The organism is Paracoccus sphaerophysae (genome assembly GCF_000763805.1).
Classification (GTDB): domain Bacteria; phylum Pseudomonadota; class Alphaproteobacteria; order Rhodobacterales; family Rhodobacteraceae; genus Paracoccus; species Paracoccus sphaerophysae.
This window is the reverse complement of the sequence record NZ_JRKS01000003.1, coordinates 63983-83194: the sequence shown is the minus strand read 5'-3', so window position 1 is coordinate 83194 and position 19212 is coordinate 63983. Positions and strand designations below refer to the sequence as shown.

General features: G+C 69.5%; 15 protein-coding genes. 11 read left to right on the top strand and 4 right to left on the bottom strand.

Features of this window, described 5'->3' with window-relative positions; translation table 11 throughout:
* Nucleotides 1–57 precede the first annotated feature (57 nt).
* From hemA to ispG, 3 genes are all read left to right on the top strand, one after another.
* A complete protein-coding gene (hemA, locus tag IC63_RS02250) occupies nucleotides 58–1287 on the top strand; it encodes a 5-aminolevulinate synthase (RefSeq protein ID WP_036716513.1) in 1230 nt (409 codons plus the stop codon).
* A 114-nt stretch (nucleotides 1288–1401) separates the two neighbouring features.
* Nucleotides 1402–2667 (top strand): helix-turn-helix domain-containing protein, encoded by a 1266-nt coding sequence (locus tag IC63_RS02245; protein ID WP_036716512.1) that lies wholly within the window; start codon nucleotides 1402–1404, stop codon nucleotides 2665–2667.
* Between the two features lie 99 nt (nucleotides 2668–2766).
* Nucleotides 2767–3897, top strand: a complete 1131-nt coding sequence (gene ispG, locus IC63_RS02240; RefSeq protein ID WP_036716511.1) for a flavodoxin-dependent (E)-4-hydroxy-3-methylbut-2-enyl-diphosphate synthase — start codon at nucleotides 2767–2769, stop codon at nucleotides 3895–3897.
* Nucleotides 3898–4157: 260 nt separating this feature from the next.
* Here ispG and IC63_RS02235 read toward each other — a convergent pair whose 3' ends face one another.
* The gene (locus tag IC63_RS02235; RefSeq protein WP_036716510.1) at nucleotides 4158–4910 is read right to left on the bottom strand and encodes a DsbA family protein; all 753 of its coding nucleotides are present in this window, start codon (nucleotides 4908–4910) and stop codon (nucleotides 4158–4160) included.
* 141 nt (nucleotides 4911–5051) lie between these two features.
* Between IC63_RS02235 and IC63_RS02230 the strand changes: the two genes are divergently transcribed.
* From IC63_RS02230 to IC63_RS02210, 5 genes are all read left to right on the top strand, one after another.
* Nucleotides 5052–6194 carry a pyridoxal phosphate-dependent aminotransferase gene (locus tag IC63_RS02230; RefSeq protein ID WP_036716509.1) on the top strand — a complete coding sequence of 381 codons (1143 nt, stop codon included), beginning with the start codon at nucleotides 5052–5054 and terminating at the stop codon, nucleotides 6192–6194.
* Nucleotides 6191–7399, top strand: coding sequence for an N-acetylmuramoyl-L-alanine amidase family protein (locus IC63_RS02225; protein ID WP_036716579.1), 1209 nt, complete (start codon nucleotides 6191–6193; stop codon nucleotides 7397–7399). The genes IC63_RS02230 and IC63_RS02225 overlap by 4 nt, the downstream gene beginning before the upstream one ends.
* Nucleotides 7400–7496: 97 nt before the next feature.
* Nucleotides 7497–10019, top strand: coding sequence for a penicillin-binding protein 1A (locus IC63_RS02220; protein WP_036716507.1), 2523 nt, complete (start codon nucleotides 7497–7499; stop codon nucleotides 10017–10019).
* An 87-nt stretch (nucleotides 10020–10106) separates the two neighbouring features.
* Nucleotides 10107–11234, top strand: a complete 1128-nt coding sequence (prfB, locus tag IC63_RS02215; RefSeq protein WP_036716505.1) for a peptide chain release factor 2 — start codon at nucleotides 10107–10109, stop codon at nucleotides 11232–11234.
* A 139-nt stretch (nucleotides 11235–11373) separates the two neighbouring features.
* The gene (locus IC63_RS02210) at nucleotides 11374–12423 is read left to right on the top strand and encodes a patatin-like phospholipase family protein (RefSeq protein WP_036716503.1); all 1050 of its coding nucleotides are present in this window, start codon (nucleotides 11374–11376) and stop codon (nucleotides 12421–12423) included.
* Nucleotides 12424–12441: 18 nt separating this feature from the next.
* Here the strand turns inward: IC63_RS02210 and IC63_RS02205 are convergent, their stop codons facing one another.
* From IC63_RS02205 to tyrS, 3 genes are read right to left on the bottom strand one after another with little or no spacing between them, the layout of a single operon-like run.
* Nucleotides 12442–13350: a pseudouridine-5'-phosphate glycosidase gene (locus IC63_RS02205; RefSeq protein ID WP_036716502.1), complete on the bottom strand. Its 909-nt coding sequence runs from the start codon at nucleotides 13348–13350 to the stop codon at nucleotides 12442–12444.
* 57 nt (nucleotides 13351–13407) lie between these two features.
* Nucleotides 13408–14292 (bottom strand): PfkB family carbohydrate kinase, encoded by an 885-nt coding sequence (locus IC63_RS02200; RefSeq protein WP_036716500.1) that lies wholly within the window; start codon nucleotides 14290–14292, stop codon nucleotides 13408–13410.
* Nucleotides 14289–15533 (bottom strand): tyrosine--tRNA ligase, encoded by a 1245-nt coding sequence (gene tyrS / locus IC63_RS02195; RefSeq protein WP_036716498.1) that lies wholly within the window; start codon nucleotides 15531–15533, stop codon nucleotides 14289–14291. The genes IC63_RS02200 and tyrS overlap by 4 nt, the downstream gene beginning before the upstream one ends.
* A 66-nt stretch (nucleotides 15534–15599) precedes the next feature.
* Between tyrS and IC63_RS02190 the strand changes: the two genes are divergently transcribed.
* From IC63_RS02190 to IC63_RS02180, 3 genes are all read left to right on the top strand, one after another.
* Nucleotides 15600–16721 (top strand): anhydro-N-acetylmuramic acid kinase, encoded by a 1122-nt coding sequence (locus IC63_RS02190; protein ID WP_036716496.1) that lies wholly within the window; start codon nucleotides 15600–15602, stop codon nucleotides 16719–16721.
* A gap of 141 nt (nucleotides 16722–16862) precedes the next feature.
* Nucleotides 16863–17684 (top strand): PRC-barrel domain-containing protein, encoded by an 822-nt coding sequence (locus IC63_RS02185; RefSeq protein WP_036716494.1) that lies wholly within the window; start codon nucleotides 16863–16865, stop codon nucleotides 17682–17684.
* Nucleotides 17685–17849: 165 nt separating this feature from the next.
* On the top strand, nucleotides 17850–19043 hold the full coding sequence (locus tag IC63_RS02180) for a hypothetical protein (RefSeq protein WP_036716492.1): 1194 nt from the start codon (nucleotides 17850–17852) through the stop codon (nucleotides 19041–19043).
* The last annotated feature ends 169 nt before the right edge of the window (nucleotides 19044–19212 follow it).

The following is a 19212-nucleotide window of genomic DNA, read 5'->3' as shown; positions in this document are numbered from 1 at the left end:
CGATGATCGCCCCAGGCCTGTGACGCAAGCCCAGCCCAGTTCGCAAGGGAGCCCGCGATGAACTATGATGCCGCACTCGACCAGGCGATCCAGCGCCTGCATGACGAAGGCCGCTATCGCACCTTCATCGATATCGAGCGGCGCAAGGGTTCCTATCCGCAGGCCGTCTGGACCCGCCCGGACGGGTCGGAAACCGAGATCACCGTCTGGTGCGGCAACGACTATCTGGGCATGGGCCAGCATCCTGTGGTTCTGGCGGCGATGCACGAGGCGCTGGACGCGACCGGCGCCGGTTCGGGCGGCACCCGCAACATCTCGGGCACCACGGTCTATCACAAGAAGCTCGAGGCCGAGCTGGCCGACCTGCACGGGAAAGAGGCCGCGCTGGTCTTCTCGTCGGCCTACACCGCCAACGACGCGACCCTCTCGACGCTGCGCAAGCTGTTCCCGGGCCTCATCATCTATTCCGACGAGTTGAACCACGCCTCGATGATCGAGGGAATCAAGCGCTTCGACGGCGCCAAGCGGATCTTCCGCCACAATGACGTGGGCCACCTGCGCGAACTGCTGGCCGCGGACGATCCGGCGCTGCCCAAGCTGATCGCCTTCGAATCGATCTACTCGATGGACGGCGATTTCGGCCCGATCGGCGAGATCTGCGATCTCGCGGACGAATTCAACGCGCTGACCTATCTGGACGAGGTCCACGCCGTCGGCATGTACGGCCCCCGCGGCGGCGGCGTCGCCGAGCGTGACGGGCTGATGGACCGCATCGACATCTTCAACGGCACGCTGGGCAAGGCGTTCGGCGTCTTCGGCGGCTATATCGCCGCGAGCGCCCGGATGTGCGACGCGATCCGGTCCTATGCGCCGGGCTTCATCTTCACCACCTCGATCCCGCCGGCGGTGGCCGCGGGCGCCGCGGCCTCGATCGCCTTCCTCAAGACCGAGGGCGGGCAAAAGCTGCGCGACGCGCAGCAGCTGCACGCGCGGATCCTCAAGATGCGGCTGCGCGGGCTGGGTCTGCCCATCGACGACCGCGGTTCGCACATCGTGCCGGTCCATGTCGGCAACCCCGTGCACTGCAAGGCGCTGTCGGACATGCTGCTGGCCGATTTCGGCATCTATGTGCAGCCGATCAACTTCCCCACCGTGCCGCGCGGGACCGAGCGGCTGCGCTTCACCCCGTCGCCGGTTCACGATTCCCAGCAGATCGACCATCTGGTCCGGGCAATGGATGCGCTTTGGTCACGCTGCGCGCTGAATCGCGCCGAGGCGGTCGCCTGAGCGCAACTCTGCGGTGTAACCCCTCTCGGTCACGTGATAACCTCCGATTAACGAAAGCATGTCAGATTCGGGCCAAGGCCGGGGAATCGGGCTGTCTACAACGAGGCGGGCGGGATGATCGGGATGCGGGCGTCGGCCACGGCGGACGACTCCAAACAGGACGGCGGCGCGAATGCGGCCGCGCCGGGTTTCGACGACTTCGAAATGCGGCTGGGCGACATCATGCGCGGCGAACGCGCGACGATGGGCAAGTCGCTGCTGGACGTGCAGCGGGAACTGCGGATTCGCGCGTCCTATGTCGCGGCGATCGAGAACTGCGACATCTCGGCCTTTGACGCCCCCAGCTTCATTTCCGGCTATGTGCGGTCCTATGCCCGCTATCTGGGTATGGACCAGGACTGGGTGTTCCGCCGCTTCTGCGAGGAATCGGGATTCCAGCCGGTGCACGGCATGGCCCCCGCGGCCGCCGGTCCCAAGCCGACCCGGCGCCCCGCCGACCCGGCCGAGGCGCTGGCCAACCCCAAGGCGCTGTTCATCCCGCAGCGCGAAAGCTTCTGGTCCTCGGTCGAGCCGCGGGCGATCGGCTCGGTGCTGGTCATGGCGGCGCTCGCGCTCGGGCTGGGCTATGGCGGCTGGGCCGTGCTGCAAGAGGTGCAGAGGGTCAATCTGACTCCATCGGACCAGGCGCCCGCGGTGATCGCGACGCTGGACCCGGTGCAGGACGCGGCGCCGGCCGAACCGGCCGAGATCGCCTCGGCCGACCTGCCGCAACCGCAGGCGCTGGACCGCGTCTATCGCCCCCAGGCGCTGGAAGTCCCCGAGATGACGCCGCGCGACACCCCCATCGCCGACATCGACCCCGGCCTGCCCGAGGAGAACGCGCCGATCCAGCAGGCCGCCGCCGCCCCCACGGCCGCCGTGCCGGGTGTGCCGTCGCGCGACCTGGCCATGCTGAACGGGCCGCAGATGCCGGGCGCGGCGCAGCCGCAGCCGGTCCGGACGCTGGCGCCCGACGCACCGCAGCTGGAAATCCTCGCTGCCCGCGCCGCCTGGGTGCGGGTCAGCGCGGCCGATGGCACGGTTATCCTGGAAAAGACGATGGATGCGGGGGAACGCTTTGCGCTGCCCTCGACGGAACATCCTCCGGTCCTGCGGACGGGGAATTCCGGGGCGATCTATTTCGCGGTGAACGGCCAGACCTATGGCCCGGCGGCGCCGGGGCCGCAGGTGGTCAAGAACGTGGAACTGTCGCCGGCGGCGCTGACCGGGAAATACGCGCTGGCCGATCCGGCCGCTGATCCCGAACTGGCCAGCATGGTGGCGCTGGCTTCGGCCGCGCCGCTCGCGGGAGCGCCGGCGGCCCTGCCCGCACAGGACTGATCGGTCGCACTGATCCGTCGCACTGATCCGTCGCACGGGGGCGGTTGCCCGGGGGCGTGACGCGGCCTATCTGTCCCTCGTCACCGAAAGGCCGCACCCATGACCCATAATCCGATCCGCCCGTGGCGCAACATCGACCGCCGCCGCAGCCGCAAGATCATGGTCGGCTCGGTCCCGGTGGGCGGCGACGCGCCGATCAGCGTGCAGACGATGACCAACACCGACAGCTCGGACGTGCGCGCCACGCTGGCGCAGGTGATCGCGGCGGCCGATGCGGGGGCCGACATCGTCCGCGTCTCGACCCCCGATGAGGCCTCGACCCGGGCCCTGCGCGAGATCGCCCGCGAAAGCCCGGTCCCGATCGTTGCCGATATCCATTTCCACTATCGCCGCGCCATCGAGGCCGCCGAGGCCGGCGCCGCCTGCCTGCGCATTAACCCGGGCAACATCGGAGATGCAGCGCGGGTGCGCGAGGTGGTGCAGGCGGCGCGCGATCACGGCTGCTCGATCCGCATCGGCGTCAACGCCGGCAGCCTCGAGCGTCACCTGCTGGAAAAATACGGCGAGCCCTGCCCCGAGGCCATGGTGGAAAGCGGGCTCGACCACATCAAGCTGCTGCAGGACAACGATTTCCACGAATTCAAGATCAGCGTGAAGGCGTCCGACGTGTTCCTTGCTGCTGCTGCCTATCAGGCGCTGGCCGAGGCGACCGATGCCCCGATCCACCTGGGCATCACCGAGGCCGGCGGCCTGCGCGGCGGCACGGTGAAATCGGCCGTCGGCATGGGCAACCTGCTGTGGGCCGGGATCGGCGACACGATCCGCGTCTCGCTGTCGGCCGACCCCGTCGAAGAGGTCAAGGTCGGCTACGAGATCCTCAAGTCGCTGGGCCTGCGCACCCGCGGCGTGCAGATCATCAGCTGCCCCAGCTGCGCGCGGCAGGGCTTCGACGTGATCCGCACGGTCGAGGAACTGGAGCGGCGGCTGGAACACATCAAGACCCCGATGAGCCTGTCGATCATCGGCTGCGTGGTGAACGGCCCGGGCGAGGCGCTGATGACCGATCTGGGCTTCACCGGCGGCGGCGCCGGGTCCGGCATGATCTACATGGCCGGCAAGCAGAGCCACAAGATGAGCAACGCCCAGATGATCGACCACATCGTCGAACTGGTCGAGAAGCGGGCGGAACAACTCGCGCTGAGCGAAAAAGCCGACACCGCCGCGGAATAGGCCGCAGAAAGGGGGCCGTCTGCCCCCTCTGGCGGCCCAAGGGCCGCCATTCACCCCCGAGGATATTTCAGGACCGCCCGACCCGGCACGCCCTCACCCGAGAGGGGTGAGGGTAACTTTCGGTCGGTGCGGTCATCGGCGTCCCCGCCTGTACCGCACGTCCACCGTGCCTGCGAAAGATTGAGATCAGGTTAACCCGCTTTGGGCGGTCCCAGATATCCCGCGGGGGTCCGGGGGCGCGAAGCCCCCAGTGCGGCCTCTCAGCCCTTCGCCGCGCCGCGGATCTGCTCGACCGCCGTCGCCAGCCCGGTCGACGGGATGCCGCGCAGCAGTTCCGGCCCGATGACGAAGGTGGGCGTGCCCATGATCTGCATCTTCTCGGCCAGTTGCCGGTTGGCGCGGATCTCGGCACTCACCTCCTCGGTGTTCATGCGCTGGGTGATCGCCTGCGCGTCCAGCCCCTGTTCCTTGGCCAGCGCGCCCAGCGATTCCAGCGTCACCGCGCCGCGCATCGCGTACAGCTTGTCATGCGCGGTCTTGTAGGCCTCGGGGCCCGCCATCTGCTTGACCGCGATCGCATAGCGCGAGGCGAGTTCGCTTTCCTGACCGAGGATCGGGAATTCCTTGAGGATCAGCTTGATGTTGCCGTCCTTGGCCACGACCTCGTCGACTTCGGCCGCCACCTTGCGGCAATAGCCGCAGCGATAGTCGATGAATTCGACCATCGTCAGGTCGCCCGAGGCATTGCCGCCGGTCCAGGAATGGCTGTCCTCGAAGATCTCGGCCTTGTTCGCCTCGACCAGCAGCTTGTCGTTCTTGGCCTCGTCGGCCAGGCGCTGCTCTTCCATCTTGTTGACGGCTTCGATCAGCACGTTGGGGTTGGCCATGATATAGTCGCGCACCGCCTCGCCGAAGGCCGCCTTTTCGGGCTCGGTCATGTTGGCGGGGTCAAACGCCGCCGCGGGCAGGGCGGTCGCGGCCATCAGCGCGGCGGCGGTCAGCAGGGTTTTCATGGCGCGTCCTTTCCGGTTTCGCGCGCGACCTTGGCGAACCGGCGGGGGCCTGTCCAGCCCAACTCGGCGTGAGGGGCGCTTGACCGCGGGGCCGCGCAGGGGCGACAAGCGCCGGCAACCAGCGAGGCAGGGGCAAGGCGGATGAGGCAGTCGACGCGGGGGCAGGTCGCCCCGTTCATCGTCATGGACGTGATGGAGGCCGCGCGCCAGGCCGAGGCCGCCGGCCGCCACATCATCCACATGGAGGTCGGCCAGCCCTCGACGCCCGCCCCGGCCGCGGCGCGGGCCGCGCTGGCCGCGGCGCTGGACCAGCCGCTGGGCTACACCGTCGCGCTGGGACTGCCGGCGCTGCGCGAGGCGATCGCGGGGCTGTACCTCCGCTGGTACGGGGTCGATCTGGACCCGGCGCGGGTCGTCATCACGCCGGGCTCCTCGGGGGCGTTCCTGCTGGCCTTCGCCGCGCTGTTCGATGCCGGAGACCGGGTCGCGGTCGGCGAGCCGGGCTATCCCAGCTATCGCCAGATCCTGCGCGCCATGTCGGTCGAGCCCGTGGGGATGCAGACCAGCGCCAACAACCGCTATCAGCCGGTCCCCGAGGACATCCCGGCGGATGTGCAGGGGGTGATGCTCGCCTCGCCCGGCAATCCCTCGGGGACGATGCTGGGCCGCGACGCGCTGAGCGCGCTGGGCGAGCGCACCCGGCAGATCGGCGCGGCGCTGATCTCGGACGAGATCTATCACGGGCTCAGCTATGGCGAGCGCTGCGTCAGCGCGCTGGAGGTGACCGACGATGTCGTCGTCATCAACAGCTTTTCCAAGTATTTCAGCATGACCGGCTGGCGGATCGGCTGGATGGTGGTGCCGACCGACATGGTGCGCACGATGGACCGGCTCGCCGCCAACATGTTCATCTGCCCGCCCCATGCGAGCCAGCTTGCTGCGCTGGCGGCGCTGTCGCCCGAAGGCGAGGCCGAGGCGGAGGGAAACCTCGCCGTCTATGCCGAGAACCGCCGCCTGATGCTGGACCGCCTGCCGGCGATGGGCTTCACCCGCATCGCGCCGCCGGATGGTGCCTTCTACGTCTATGCGGACGTGTCCGACCTGACCGACGACAGCGCCGCGCTGGCGCGCGAGATTCTGGGGCAGGCGGGCGTGGCGGTGACGCCGGGGATCGACTTCGACCCGGTGCGGGGCGCCCGGACCCTGCGGTTCTCCTATGCGCAGTCGACCGCCGACATCGCCGAGGGGCTGGATCGGCTGGCCCGTTGGATGGCGGCGCGATGAGGCGACTCGCGGCGGTTCTGCTGCTGGCGCTGCTGCCGTCGCTGGCGCTGGCGGCGGAACCGGCGGTCGTCGATCCGGGCCGGACGATGCTCGCGGTCGAGGGCAGGGACCGCGGCGCGCCGCGGCCCATCGCGCTGACCCTGGGCCTGTCGCGCGCGGTGCCGCATCGGGTGGCGCTGATCGACGGGCCGCCGCGGCTGGTCGTGGACCTGCTCGAGACCCGCGTTCCCGCCGCGACGGCGGCGGACCCGTCGCAGCCGCTGGCGCTGCGCTGGGGCCCGGCGCCGACCGGGGGCGCGCGGGCGATCCTGACGCTGCCCGGCCCGATGGAGGTGGACAGCGCACGCATGAACGCGGCGCCGGCGGCGCTGTCGATCCGGCTGGTGCCGGTGACGGCGGACCGCTTTGCCCCCCGCACCGACCCGCTCACGGTCCTGCACGGGCTGCCGCAGCCGGCCGCGACCGGGCAGGGGCGGGCCGGGACCGCGCTGGCAGACGGGCGCATCCGCGTGGTGCTGGACCCCGGCCACGGCGGCATCGACCCCGGCGCGCAGGTCGGCGGCATCTCCGAGGCCGCGGTCATGCTGGGCTTTGCGCATGAGCTGTCCGCGGCGCTGCGCGCCAAGGGGATCGAGGTCGTCCAGACCCGCGAGGATGACCGCTTCATCCCGCTGGAACGCCGCACCACCATCGCCCGCGCGCAGGGCGCGGACCTGTTCATCTCGCTGCACGCCGACGCGCTGCCGGCCGGAGAGGCCGCGGGCGCCACGATCTATGTCTGGGACCCGCAGTCGAACGATCGCGCCGCGCGGCAGCTGGCGCTGCTGCATGATCGCAGCGACCTGTTGGCCGGGATGGACCTGTCCAATACCGACGAGGATGTCAGCCGCGCCTTGATCGACCTGGCCCGCATCGACACCCAGCCGCGCAGCCAGGACGCCGCGCGGCACATGGTGGCCCGGCTGAATGCCGGCGGCATCGCCATGCATCGCGTGCCGGTGCGGGGGGCGGCGTTCTCGGTGCTGAAATCCCCCGACATCCCGTCGCTGCTGGTCGAGCTGGGGTTCCTGACCGATCCCGGCGACCGCACCAACCTGTTCGATCCGGACTGGCGCGCGCGCTTTGCCGGGGCGGTCGCGGACGGCGTCGCCAGCTGGGCCGCCGACGAGGCCGACCGCAGCGTCGCCGCCGGGGCGGGGCCGTGATCGCCTCGGCGCGTCCACACCTGACGCAAGCTTGCTTTGACCCCGCAAGGCCGTGCCGCTATAGATGCGCCCCGGTTGCGGTGGTGGGCATGGTTCGGTGATCCGTTTCGTTCTGAACTTCTTTGGTGCGGTGTTTTCGTGGTTCGTGACCGCGGCCGTGTTCCTTGCCCTGATCGTCGGCGGCGTCTTCTGGATCTATTCGCGTGACCTGCCCAGCCACGAGGTTCTGGCGTCCTATACCCCCAAGACCATCAGCCGGATCTATTCCGGCGAGGGCCGGCTGATCGACGAATTCGCCGAGGAACGGCGCATCTTCGTGCCCAGCGAGGAAATTCCCGACCTGGTCAAGCACGCCTTCGTGTCGGCCGAGGACAAGTTCTTCTACACCCATCACGGCTATGACCCCCGCGGCATGGCCGCCGCGGCCGTCGAGGCGGTCAGGACCCGCGGCGAAAGCGTGCGCGGCGCCTCGACCATCACTCAGCAGGTGATGAAGAACTTCCTGCTCGATTCCAGCCGCAGCGTGGAACGCAAGGTCAAGGAACTGATCCTCGCCACCCGGCTGGAACGGACGCTTAGCAAGGACAAGATCCTCGAGCTGTATCTGAACGAGATCTTCCTGGGCCAGAACAGCGCCGGGGTCGCCGCCGCGGCGCAGACCTATTTCAACAAGCCCCTGGGCGAGCTGGCCCCGCACGAGGCGGCGCTGCTGGCCGCCATGCCGCAGGCGCCGTCGCGGTCCGTGGTGCGCGACAAGGACCGCATCACCGAACGGCGCAACTACGTGCTGCGCGAGATGTGGCAGAACGGCTACCTGACCGAGGCGGAATACAAGTCCGAGGCCGCGCAGCCGCTGAGATCGGTCCAGAACGGCGACTATCCCGCCTTCCGGCAGAGCCTGCCGCCGCGGGACTATTTCACCGACGAGATCCGCCGCCAGCTGTCGGCCCAGTTCGGCGAGGACGAGTTCTTCGGCGGCGGCCTGTCGATCCGCGCCACGGTGGAACCGCAGCTGCAGCAGATCGCCGCCAAGGCGCTGCAGGATGCGCTGGAACGCTATGACCGCGGGCTCGGCCTGTGGCGCGGCACGGGCGAGACGATCCCGGCCGAGGAACTGGCCTCCGAGGATCGCTGGCGTGCGGCGCTGGCCAAGGCCAAGGTCCCGCGCGACATCGAGGGCTGGTATCCCGCCGTCGTTCTGTCGCTCGGCAAGACCGACGCCGAGATCGGCATCGAGGGCATCGCGCCGACCGAGGCCGAGCCGCAGGTGATCCCCGCCAAGGACGTCCAGTGGGCGCGCAAGATGATGCCCGGGCGCGAACGGGCCCGGCAGGCGCGCGTCGCCGCCGACCTGCTGGCGGTCGGCGACGTTGTGCTGGTGCGCCGGATGACCGAGGACGGCTCGGGCAAGTTCATCCGCTGGACGCTGCGGCAGGTGCCGGCGATCCAGGGCGGGTTCATGGCGATGGACGTGACCACCGGCCGGGTCCATGCGATGCAGGGCGGGTTTTCCTATCAGGCGTCGGTCTTCAACCGTGCCACCCAGGCGCAGCGGCAGCCCGGCTCGGCCTTCAAGCCCTTCGTCTATGCCGCGGCGCTGGACAACGGCTACACTCCCGCAACGATCGTCGCCGACGAGCCGATCACCGTGAACACGCCGCAAGGGCTGTGGACGCCCAAGAACTCGGGCGGCGGGTTCTACGGCCCGACGCCGCTGCGCACTGGGATCGAACAGTCCCGCAACCTGATGACGATCCGCATCGCCCAGGACATCGGCATGCAGACGGTGGCCAAGTACGCCGAGCGCTTCGGCGTCTATGAACATCTGTCGCCCTTCCTCGCCAATAGCCTGGGCGCGCAGGAAACCACGCTGTTCAAGATGGTGGCGGCCTATGCGATGTTCGCCAATGGCGGCGAGCGGGTGGAACCTACGCTGGTCGACCGGGTGCAGGACCGCTGGGGCAAGACCGTCTATCGCCACGACAAGCGGGTCTGCACGACCTGCCAGATGGGCGCCCTGCCGGCCGGCCAGGCACCGATCATCGTGTCCGACCGCGAACGGGTCATGGACGCGATCACCGCCTATCAGACCACCTCGATGATGGAGGGCGTGGTCAAGCGCGGCTCGGGCAAGGGCGTCAAGCTGCCGGTGCCGGTGGCGGGCAAGACCGGGACCACCAATGACGCCAAGGACGTGTGGTTCATCGGCTTCACCTCGAACATGGTGGCGGGCTGTTACCTCGGCTATGACGAGCCGCGCAGCCTGGGGTCCAACGCCTTTGGCGGGACTCTGTGCGTGCCGGTGTTCAACGCCTTCATGCGCCAGGCCGTCAAGCAGTATGGCGGGACCAGCTTCAAGGTGCCGCCGGGGGGCTATTTCGCCGACGTGTCCTATGGCAACGGCGTGATCTCGGAGTATTTCCGGAACGGGACCGTGGCGGCGTCGCGGGTGGTCGATGGTGGCTTCCAGCGGGTGCCGAAAGAGCAGCTGCCGGGCTTCAAGAAGAGCAGCGACGTGACCGAAAAGGCCGCCAAGTCGGTGACGACCTCGACCGGAAAGAAGAAGGTCATCCCCAAGAAGGCCGATTACGGCACCATGAGTTCGGGCGGCCTCTACTGACCGGCGGCGCCCGAAGCCCGGCTTGTGCGCGCCGGGCCGAGCGGTTATTTCCATCCATCCTTGCCGACAGCCCCTAAGGGACCGCCCATGCGTGCCGAAACCCAAGCCACCGTCGAATCCATCCGCAAGTCGCTGGTCCTGCTGGCGCAGCGGATGGACTGGGACACCGCGCCGCATCGCCTGGAAGAGATGAACGCGATGATCGAGGACGGCGACCTGTGGTCGGACCCGGCCCGCGCACAGAAGCTGATGCGTGACCGGCAGGTGCTGTCCGACAAGGTCGAGACCTACCGCCGCATCGAACGGGACCTGAAGGACAGCGTCGAGCTGATCGAACTGGGCGAGATGGAGGATGACGCCGAGATCATCACCGAGGCCGAGGCGACGCTGAAGGGCCTGGCCGAGCTGGCCGCCACCAAGGAGCTTGAAGCGCTGCTGGACGGCGAGGCGGACGGCAACGACACCTTCCTGGAAATCAACGCCGGCGCCGGCGGCACCGAAAGCTGCGACTGGGCGTCGATGCTGGCGCGGATGTACACCCGCTGGGCGGAAAAGAAGGGCTACAAGGTCGAGCTGCAGTCCGAAACCTCGGGCGACGAGGCCGGCATCCGCTCGGCCGCCTACAAGATCAGCGGGCCGAACGCCTATGGCTGGCTTAAGTCGGAATCGGGCGTGCACCGGCTGGTCCGCATCTCGCCCTATGACAGCGCGGCGCGGCGGCACACCTCGTTTTCCTCGGTCTGGGTCTATCCGGTGGTCGATGACAACATCGAGATCGTGGTGCCCGACAACGAGATCCGGATCGACACCTATCGCTCCTCGGGGGCGGGCGGGCAGCACGTCAACACCACCGATTCGGCGGTGCGGATCACACACCTGCCGACGAACATCGTCGTGACCAGCTCGATGAAGTCCCAGCACCAGAACCGCGAGGCGGCGATGAACGCGCTGAAGGCGCGGCTGTATCAGCTGGAACTGGACAAGCGGAATGCGGCGATCAACGCCGCGCACGAGAACAAGGGCGATGCCGGCTGGGGCAACCAGATCCGCTCCTACGTGCTGCAGCCCTACCAGATGGTGAAGGACCTGCGCACCGGGCATGAGACCTCGGACACGCAGGGCGTGCTGGACGGCGACCTGGACGGGTTCATGGCGGCCACGCTGGCGATGGACGTGTCGGGCAAGTCGCGCGCCGAGGCGAACGCCGAGGACTGAAGGCGCCGCTGCGCCTGACCGCGCGGCCGGAGCCTCCGGCGGGGATATTTGGGCAAAGAAGAACCTCGCGCGGCGGGCGGTTTTCTGCGGGAGCAAAAGGTGATATGCTGCAGCGCAGCAATTTGCGGAGCGCATCACGATGCCCAAGTCGATCAACCTCGCCCTGCAGGGCGGCGGCGCGCATGGCGCCTTTGCCTGGGGCGTACTGGACCGTCTGCTGGAAGGCGACGAGATCGACATCGCCGGGATCAGCGGCACCTCGGCCGGGGCGCTGAATGGTGCCGCGGTCACGGCGGGGCTGGCGGCGCGGCCGGGCAAGGCCGGGCGGCGGGCGGCGCGCGAGAACCTCGATTACGTCTGGTCGCAGGTCGGCCAGTTCAGCGACAATCGGATGGTGCGCTGGATGTCCAGCATGGTGCCGATCCCGCGCGGGCTGCAGCGCCTGGCCGAGCTGATGTCGCCGGTCGCCTGGCTGGAAGGCTTCAGCCGCGTGTTCAGCCCCTATGACACCGGCCCGTTCTATTCCAACCCCCTGCACGCGATCATCCGCGAGATGCCCCACAAGCTGCACGCGGGCAGCGAGGCCGGGCCCGACTTCTTCGTGACCGCCACCAATGTCCGCACCGGCCGGGTACGCATCTTTTCGGGCGCCGAGGTGACGCCCGAGGCGGTGATGGCCTCGGGCTGCCTGCCGACGCTGTTCCGGGCGGTCGAGATCGACGACCCCGCCACCGGCCGCCGCGAGGCCTATTGGGACGGCGGTTATTCCGGCAACCCGGCGCTGTTTCCGCTGTTCATCCCGACACTGCCCCCCGACATCGTGATCGTTACCATCAACCCGATGGAGCGTGAGGCGGTGCCGAAGACTCCGGTCGAGATTCAGGACCGCATCAACGAGATCAGCTTCAATTCCAGCCTGCTGCGCGAATTGCGCGCCATCCAGTTCATGAAGCGGCTGGCGGCCGAAGGGCGCCTGACCGGCCGCGGCATGAAGGAGCCGCTGATCCACATGGTGTCGGACGACACGCTGATGACCTCGCTGGGGACGCGGACCAAGGTCATGCCCGCGCCGGGGCTGCTGGGGCGGATGAAAGAGGCCGGGCGCGGCGCGGCCGAGGCCTTCATCGCCGGCGACGCGGCCAATATCGGCCAGCGCGATTCGGTCGACCTGCCGAAGCTCTACGGCTGATCGGCGCGGCGGGGCCGGTCAGGCGTCCGCCGCCGCGATCCGCGCCGCGAGCCGGGCATTGGCCAGCACCAGCGCGATGTTGGCGTCCAGCGAGCGTCCCTCGGTCAGTTCGAAGATGCGGTCCAGCAGGAAGGGCGTGACCTCCTTGGCGGCGATGCCCTGCGCCTCGGCCTCGGCCAGCGCGGCATCGACGACGGGGATCATCTCGCTGCGGGGGATCTCGGCCTCGGCCGGGATCGGGTTCACCACCAGCTGTCCGCCCGGCAGGCCGAGCGTCCGGCGCATCCGGGCCGCGGCCGCGATCTGGGCCGGATCGTCCAGCCGCAGCGGGGCGGGCAGGCCCGAATCGCGCGACCAGAAGGCCGGGATGGCGTCCTGGCCCACGGCGATGACTGGAACCCCCAGCGTTTCCAGCAACTCGACGGTGCGCGGGATGTCGAGGATCGCCTTGGCCCCCGCCGACACCACCGTCACCGGCGTCGCCGCCAGCTCATACAGGTCGGCCGACACGTCCATCGAGCGTTCGACGCCCCGATGCACGCCGCCGATGCCGCCGGTCGCAAAGACCCGGATGCCGGCCAGCGCCGCGCAGATCATCGTCGCCGCGACCGTGGTGGCGCCGTTTCGGCCGGTCGTCAGGCAGACGGCCAGATCGGCGCGGCTGACCTTCATGACCTCGCGGGCCTGCGCCAGGCGTTCCAGCGCGGCATCGTCCAGCCCGATCCGGATGTGGCCGTCGATCAGCGCGATGGTCGCGGGCGTCGCGCCGTTGTCGCGGATCGCGGCCTCCACGTCGCGCGCCATGGTCAGGTTCTGCGGATAGGGCATGCCGTGGGTGATGATCGTGGATTCCAGCGCCACCACGGGGCGGCCGGCGTCCAGCGCGGCGCGGACCTCGGGGGTGAAGCTGAGCGGAAGGTCGGTCATGGCGGCGTCCTTTCAGGCGGGGCAGGTGCCCCGGACACGGGGGATACAGCGAAGGCGTCAGGCGCCCGAGACGTGTTGCGCGGCCGCGGCTACGGCCGCATCCAGCGCCGTGGCGCGGTCGAGACCGGCGCTTTCCGCCACCAGATGCGCGGACAGGAAGCAGTCGCCGGCCCCCGTCACGCGGGCGATGGTGACCGCGGGCGGCTGGCGGGTCAGCACCTCGCCGCCGCGGGTGGCGCAGGCGGCCGGGCGGGCGCCGTCGGTGACCAGCACCCGGGCGGCGCCCCGCGCCACGACGGCGGCGGCAGCTTCGGCCGCGCCGGCGCAGGGATGGCCGGCCAGCGTTTCCGCCTCGGCGCGGTTCAGATACAGCGTCACGTGATCGAGCCCGATCAGCGGCGCCAGACGTTCCGCCTTGCCGGGGCTGGCCGGCGCCACGCGCAGGTCGGCCTGGGCCAGCGCCGGATCGGTGGCGATGGCGGTCAGCTGGGCAGAGGTCAGGTTGCCGTCGACGACGATGGTCCCCGGCCACGGCGCCCGGGCCGAGGCGAGCCGGCCGTCGCGCAAAGGCGCCAGCACGGTTTCCCCGGCGGTTTCCAGCGTGTGGGCATCGGCGATGGCGGCGATCAGCCCGTCGCAATCCTCGATCGCCATGTAGACGTCGGTGGGCAGGCGCGGGTCGCGGTGCACCCAGTCGGTCCCGACCCCCATCGCCCGCACCGCGATCAGCAGCGCGTCGCCTTCGGGGTCCGAGCCGACCGCCCCCAGCACCGCCGCGTCCTGCCCGCGGGCGACCAGCGCCATCGCCACGTTCAGCGCCACGCCGCCCGGCAGGTGGCGGATGCGGCCGGGCAGGTCGGCGCCCGGCGTCATCGGCGACGGGCTGCGGCCGATCACGTCCCACAGCACCGCGCCGATGCAAAGTACGGGCAGGTCGGTCATGCCGGGCGCAGCATCCGGTGCTTCTTCTTGCCGATGCTGACCTTGATGCCGTCGCCGACGGTGTCGGCCGTCACGGTCAGCTGCGGGTCGTCCACCGGCGCGTTGTCCAGCCGCAACCCGCCCTCGGCGATCAGGCGCTTTGCCTCTTTCCCCGATCCGACGAGCCCGGCCTGCACCAGCATCTGCTGGACGGTCAGCCCCTCGGACAGCACCGCGGCGGGCAGGGTGACGATTTCCAGATCGCCGCCGCCGCCGCCCTGCTCGAAGACCTCGCGCGCCGTCGCCTCGGCCGAAGCCGCCGCCTCGGCGCCGTGCAGCAGGGTGGTGACCTCGTTGGCGAGGATCACCTTGGCGGCGTTGATCTCGGACCCCGACAGCGCGCCCAGCCGGTCGCACTCCTCGACCGGCAGCTCGGTGTACAGCTTGAGGAACCGCCCCACGTCGGCGTCGGTGGTGTTGCGCCAGAACTGCCAGAACTCATACGGCGACAGCATCGCCCCGTTCAGCCACACCGCGCCGCCCGCCGACTTGCCCATCTTGCGCCCGTCCGAGGTGGTCAGCAGCGGCGAGGTCAGGCCCCAGATCTCGCGGTCCAGCACCCGGCGGGTCAGGTCGATCCCGTTGACGATGTTGCCCCACTGGTCCGATCCGCCCATCTGCAGCCGGCAATCATAGCGGCGGTAGAGTTCAAGGAAATCATAGGCCTGCAGGATCATGTAGTTGAATTCGAGGAAGCTCAGCGACTGTTCCCGGTCCAGCCGCGACTTGACGCTTTCAAAGGACAGCATCCGGTTGACCGAGAAATGCCGCCCGATGTCGCGCAGGAAGTCGAGGTAGTTCAGCTGGTCCAGCCACTCGGCGTTGTTCAGCATCCGGGCGCCGTCCGGGCCGTAATCGAGATAGCGGGCGAACACCTGCCCCATCCCGTCGATGTTCGACTGGATCGCGGCCGCGTCCAGCAGCGGGCGTTCCTCAGACCGGAAGGACGGGTCGCCGACCTTGGTCGTGCCGCCGCCCATCAGCGTGATCGGCCGGTTCCCGGTCTTCTGGAACCAGCGCAGCATCATGATGTTCAGCAGGTGGCCCACATGCAGCGAGGCCGCCGTCGCGTCATAGCCGATATACGCCGTCACCGGCCCGAGGGTCAGCGCCTCGTCCAGCGCCTGCAGGTCGGTGCAGTCGGCCAGGTAGCCGCGCTGGATCATCACGGTCAGGAACTCGGATTTCGGGCGGTAGGTCATCGGCTTTTTCCTTTGCTCCCGCCCGCCTATACAGGCCCGGCAAGCCAAGGAAAAGCGAGGGTTTCGATGCAGCGCGCCGGTTGGCCGAAAGGCCGGATGCAGGTGTTGGGGATGATGTCGGGCACCTCGCTGGACGGCGTCGATGCGGCGCTGCTGGACACCGACGGCGAGACGATCTTCGGCTTTGGCCGCAGCGGGTTTCGCCCCTATGCCGCGGCCGAGGCGGACGTCCTGCACGCGGCGCTGGGCCGGTGGCCGGGCGAGCCCGGCGTGGCCGCGGCGGCGGCGTTGTCGGTCGACGCGCATGCGGCGCTGGCGGCGGATTTCCCCGAGGCCGCGGCGATCGGCTATCACGGGCAGACGCTGGCGCATGATCCGGGCGGGCGCGGCACGCATCAGGCCGGGCCGGGATGGCAGCTCGCCCGCAGGACCGGGCGCCCGGTGGTCTGGGATTTCCGCACCGAGGATGTGCGCCAGGGCGGCGAGGGGGCGCCGCTGGCGCCGTTCTTTCATCACGCGCTGTCGCGCTGGGCGGTGTCCCAGGGGCGGCTGGAGGCCGCGCCGGTGGTGTTTCTCAACCTCGGCGGCGTCGGCAACCTGACCTGGTGCGATCCGCGCCGCGCCGATCCGGTCGGGGCCTGCGTGGCCTTCGACACCGGCCCGGCGAACGCGCCGCTGAATGACATGATGCGGGCGCGGCGGGGGCTGGCGCGCGACGAGGGCGGCCGGCTGGCCGCGGCTGGGCAGGTGCGCGAGGGCGTCATCGCGGCGGTCCTGCGCCACCCCTATTTCGCCCGCCCGGCGCCCAAGTCGCTGGACCGGGACAGCTTTGCCATGCTGGGGCCCGCCGTGGCGCAGATGGACGATGCCGATGCCGCGGCGACCCTGACCCATGCGGCGGCCGCGGCGGTCGGCGCGGGGCTGAAGCTGCTGCCCACCCGGCCGGCGGCGATGCTGGTCTGCGGCGGGGGGCGGCATAACGGCGCAATGATGGCGGCGCTGGCCGCGCGTTGCGGCGTGCCGGTCCGGGCGGTCGACGATCTTGGCCTGGACGGCGACATGATCGAGGCGCAGGCTTTCGCCTGGCTGGCGGCCCGGGTGCTGCGCGGCCTGCCGACCTCGGGGCCGGGCACCACCGGCGCGCCGGGCGCGGTGGGCGGCGGGCGGATCAGCCTGCCGGCGGGATGACGGCGCAGGTTCTGCGCCCCCGTTCCCGGCCCGGATCGCGGATGCGTGAACGGCGGGAACGGCTTGGCGGCCGGTGGCGTTGAACGGTGGATGCAGGGACGGGACAACCGGCCCTGCCAACGATCAACGAAGGAATGTCCGATGAAAGCTCTGCTTCTTGCCGCTACCTCGTCTCTGGCCCTGACCGGCTTTGCGATGGCGCAGACCGCGACCACCACAACCGACACCACCGTTGTCAACCCGGCCGCCGCCGCTGGCGACAAGGTCGAGGATGCTGCCGACAAGGCCGAAAACGTCGTCGATCAGGCGGGGAACAAGGTTGACGAGGCGATGACGACCTCGACCGCCGACGTCACCGAAGACATGGCCGACAAGGCCGAGGACGCCACCGACAAGGCCGAGGACAAGGCAGACGACGCGGCCACCGCGGGCACCGCCACAACCACGACCACGACCGAGACGGTGCCGGCCACGGCCGAGACCACCACCACCGAAACCACCACCGCCCCGGCGACGACCACGACCACGGTGCCGGCCGATGGCACGGTTGCGACCACCACGGCCGCGCCGGCCGATGCCGCTGTCGTTGCCCCGGACGTCAACGCTCCGGTGATGTCTGCCGACAATCCCGGGATGCTCGGTTCCTACATCATGAACCGTCGCATCTGGACCACCAACCAGCCGTCCTCGACCGCCTGGGAAAGCACCACGCTGACCGAGCGTCCGGCGGAATGGACCGACATCGCCAAGGTCGACGACATCGTGGTCGACCCGGAAGGCAACGTCCTGGGCTACATCGCCGACATCGGCGGTTTCCTGGGTCTGGGGGCCAAGCGCGTCCTGCTGGGCAAGGACGTCCTGCACTTCGTGACCGTGGGCGACGACGCGTTCTTTGCGACGAACTTCACCAAGGAAGAGCTGCAGGCTCTGCCCGACTTCGACGCGACGACCGTCCTGAAGTAAGCGGGTCGGCCCGCTGCGGCGGGTCCGCCCGACCTAACAAACATCAAGGGCGCCTTCGGGCGCCCTTTCTTCATGGTCGTGGAACCTGCGCGCGATCAGATGGTTGTGATCCCGATGCCTGAGACACCGGCGGGCACACCAAAAAAATCCGAAAGGACGATCCCCATGCTGATCAAGCAACTTCTTGGCACGGCTGCAGCCCTGTCGTTCGTGGCTTCGGGCGCGTTTGCCCAGGCGGCGACCGACGCGACGGCCGCCACCGACCCCGCAGCGGCCGCCGCTGACTCGGCCGCACAGGCGGCCGGTTCGGCTGCCACCGCTGCGGATGCCGCCGCCACCGATGCCGGCACGTCCGCCACGGTCGAAACAACCGCTCCGGCCGCTGGCGCCGTGGCGGTTCCCGGCGGTGGCCAGGTCGTCGTCGAACAGGCCGAGCCGACTGTCAACGTCGAGATCCCCACGCCCGAGGTTCACGTGAACCAGCCGGCGCCGCAGGTGACCGTCGAACAGCCCGAGCCGACCGTGACCGTCACCCAGGCCCCGCCTGAGGTGAACGTCGAGCAGTGCGCGCCCAAGATCACCGTGACCCAGGCCGAGCCGACCGTCTCGGTCAACATCCCGCAGCCGGTCGTGTCGGTTGCGCTGCCCGATCCGGAAGTGACCGTTGGCGAAGCCAAGCCGGTCGTCACCGTGGACGTGCCCGAGCCGGTGGTGTCCTTCGTTCAACCCGAGCCCAAGGTCGTCGTAGAAGCGGCCGAAGCCAAGGTCAACGTGACCGACGCGCAGGCGGAGGTGCAGGTTACCAAGGCACAGGAAGCCCAGGTCGAGATCCGCCAGAACCAGGCCGCCGTTGCGGTGGAACAGGCGGGTGATGCAAAGGTCAACGTCGCCGAGGCGCCCGCGCCGCAGGTCGACGTCCAGCAGTCGGGCCAGGCCAATGTTGAGGTCCAGCAGGGTGAAGCCGCGGTCAACGTGACCGGCGCCGATGCCGCTGCCCCGGCTGCCGCCGATGCGGCCGCTCCGGCGGTTGCCGTCGCGCCGGTGATGGCGACCGACATTCCGACCCGCGAAGGCTACACCGTGGTCAACGCGTCCGAGGTGACCGACCAGGGCCTGGACGGGCTGCAGGTCTTTGCCCGCGACGGCAACGACTTCAAGGAAATCGGCGAGATCGATGCGTTCGACAAGGCGACCAACACCGCCATCGTCGCCGTCGGCGGTTTCCTGAACATGGGCGAGCGCCAGGTTGCCTATCCGCTTGACCAGATCTCGTTCCAGCGCACCGCTGCGGGCGACCTGGAGGCCTATGTCGGCACCCCGGCCGATCAGATCGAGAACCTGCCGGCCTACATCAAGTAAGGCTCTTGGTTCCTGACCTTCCGAAAGGCCCCGCCTCGTGCGGGGCCTTTTCACGTTCGGACCTGTGGTCACGCCCAGGTCTTTTGCGCACGGGGCGCTTTGGCGCTTGACCTTGCCCGGCGCGCTGCGTAAATCCCCCGCACCCCGGAGGCGATCCGGGTGTGGTTGG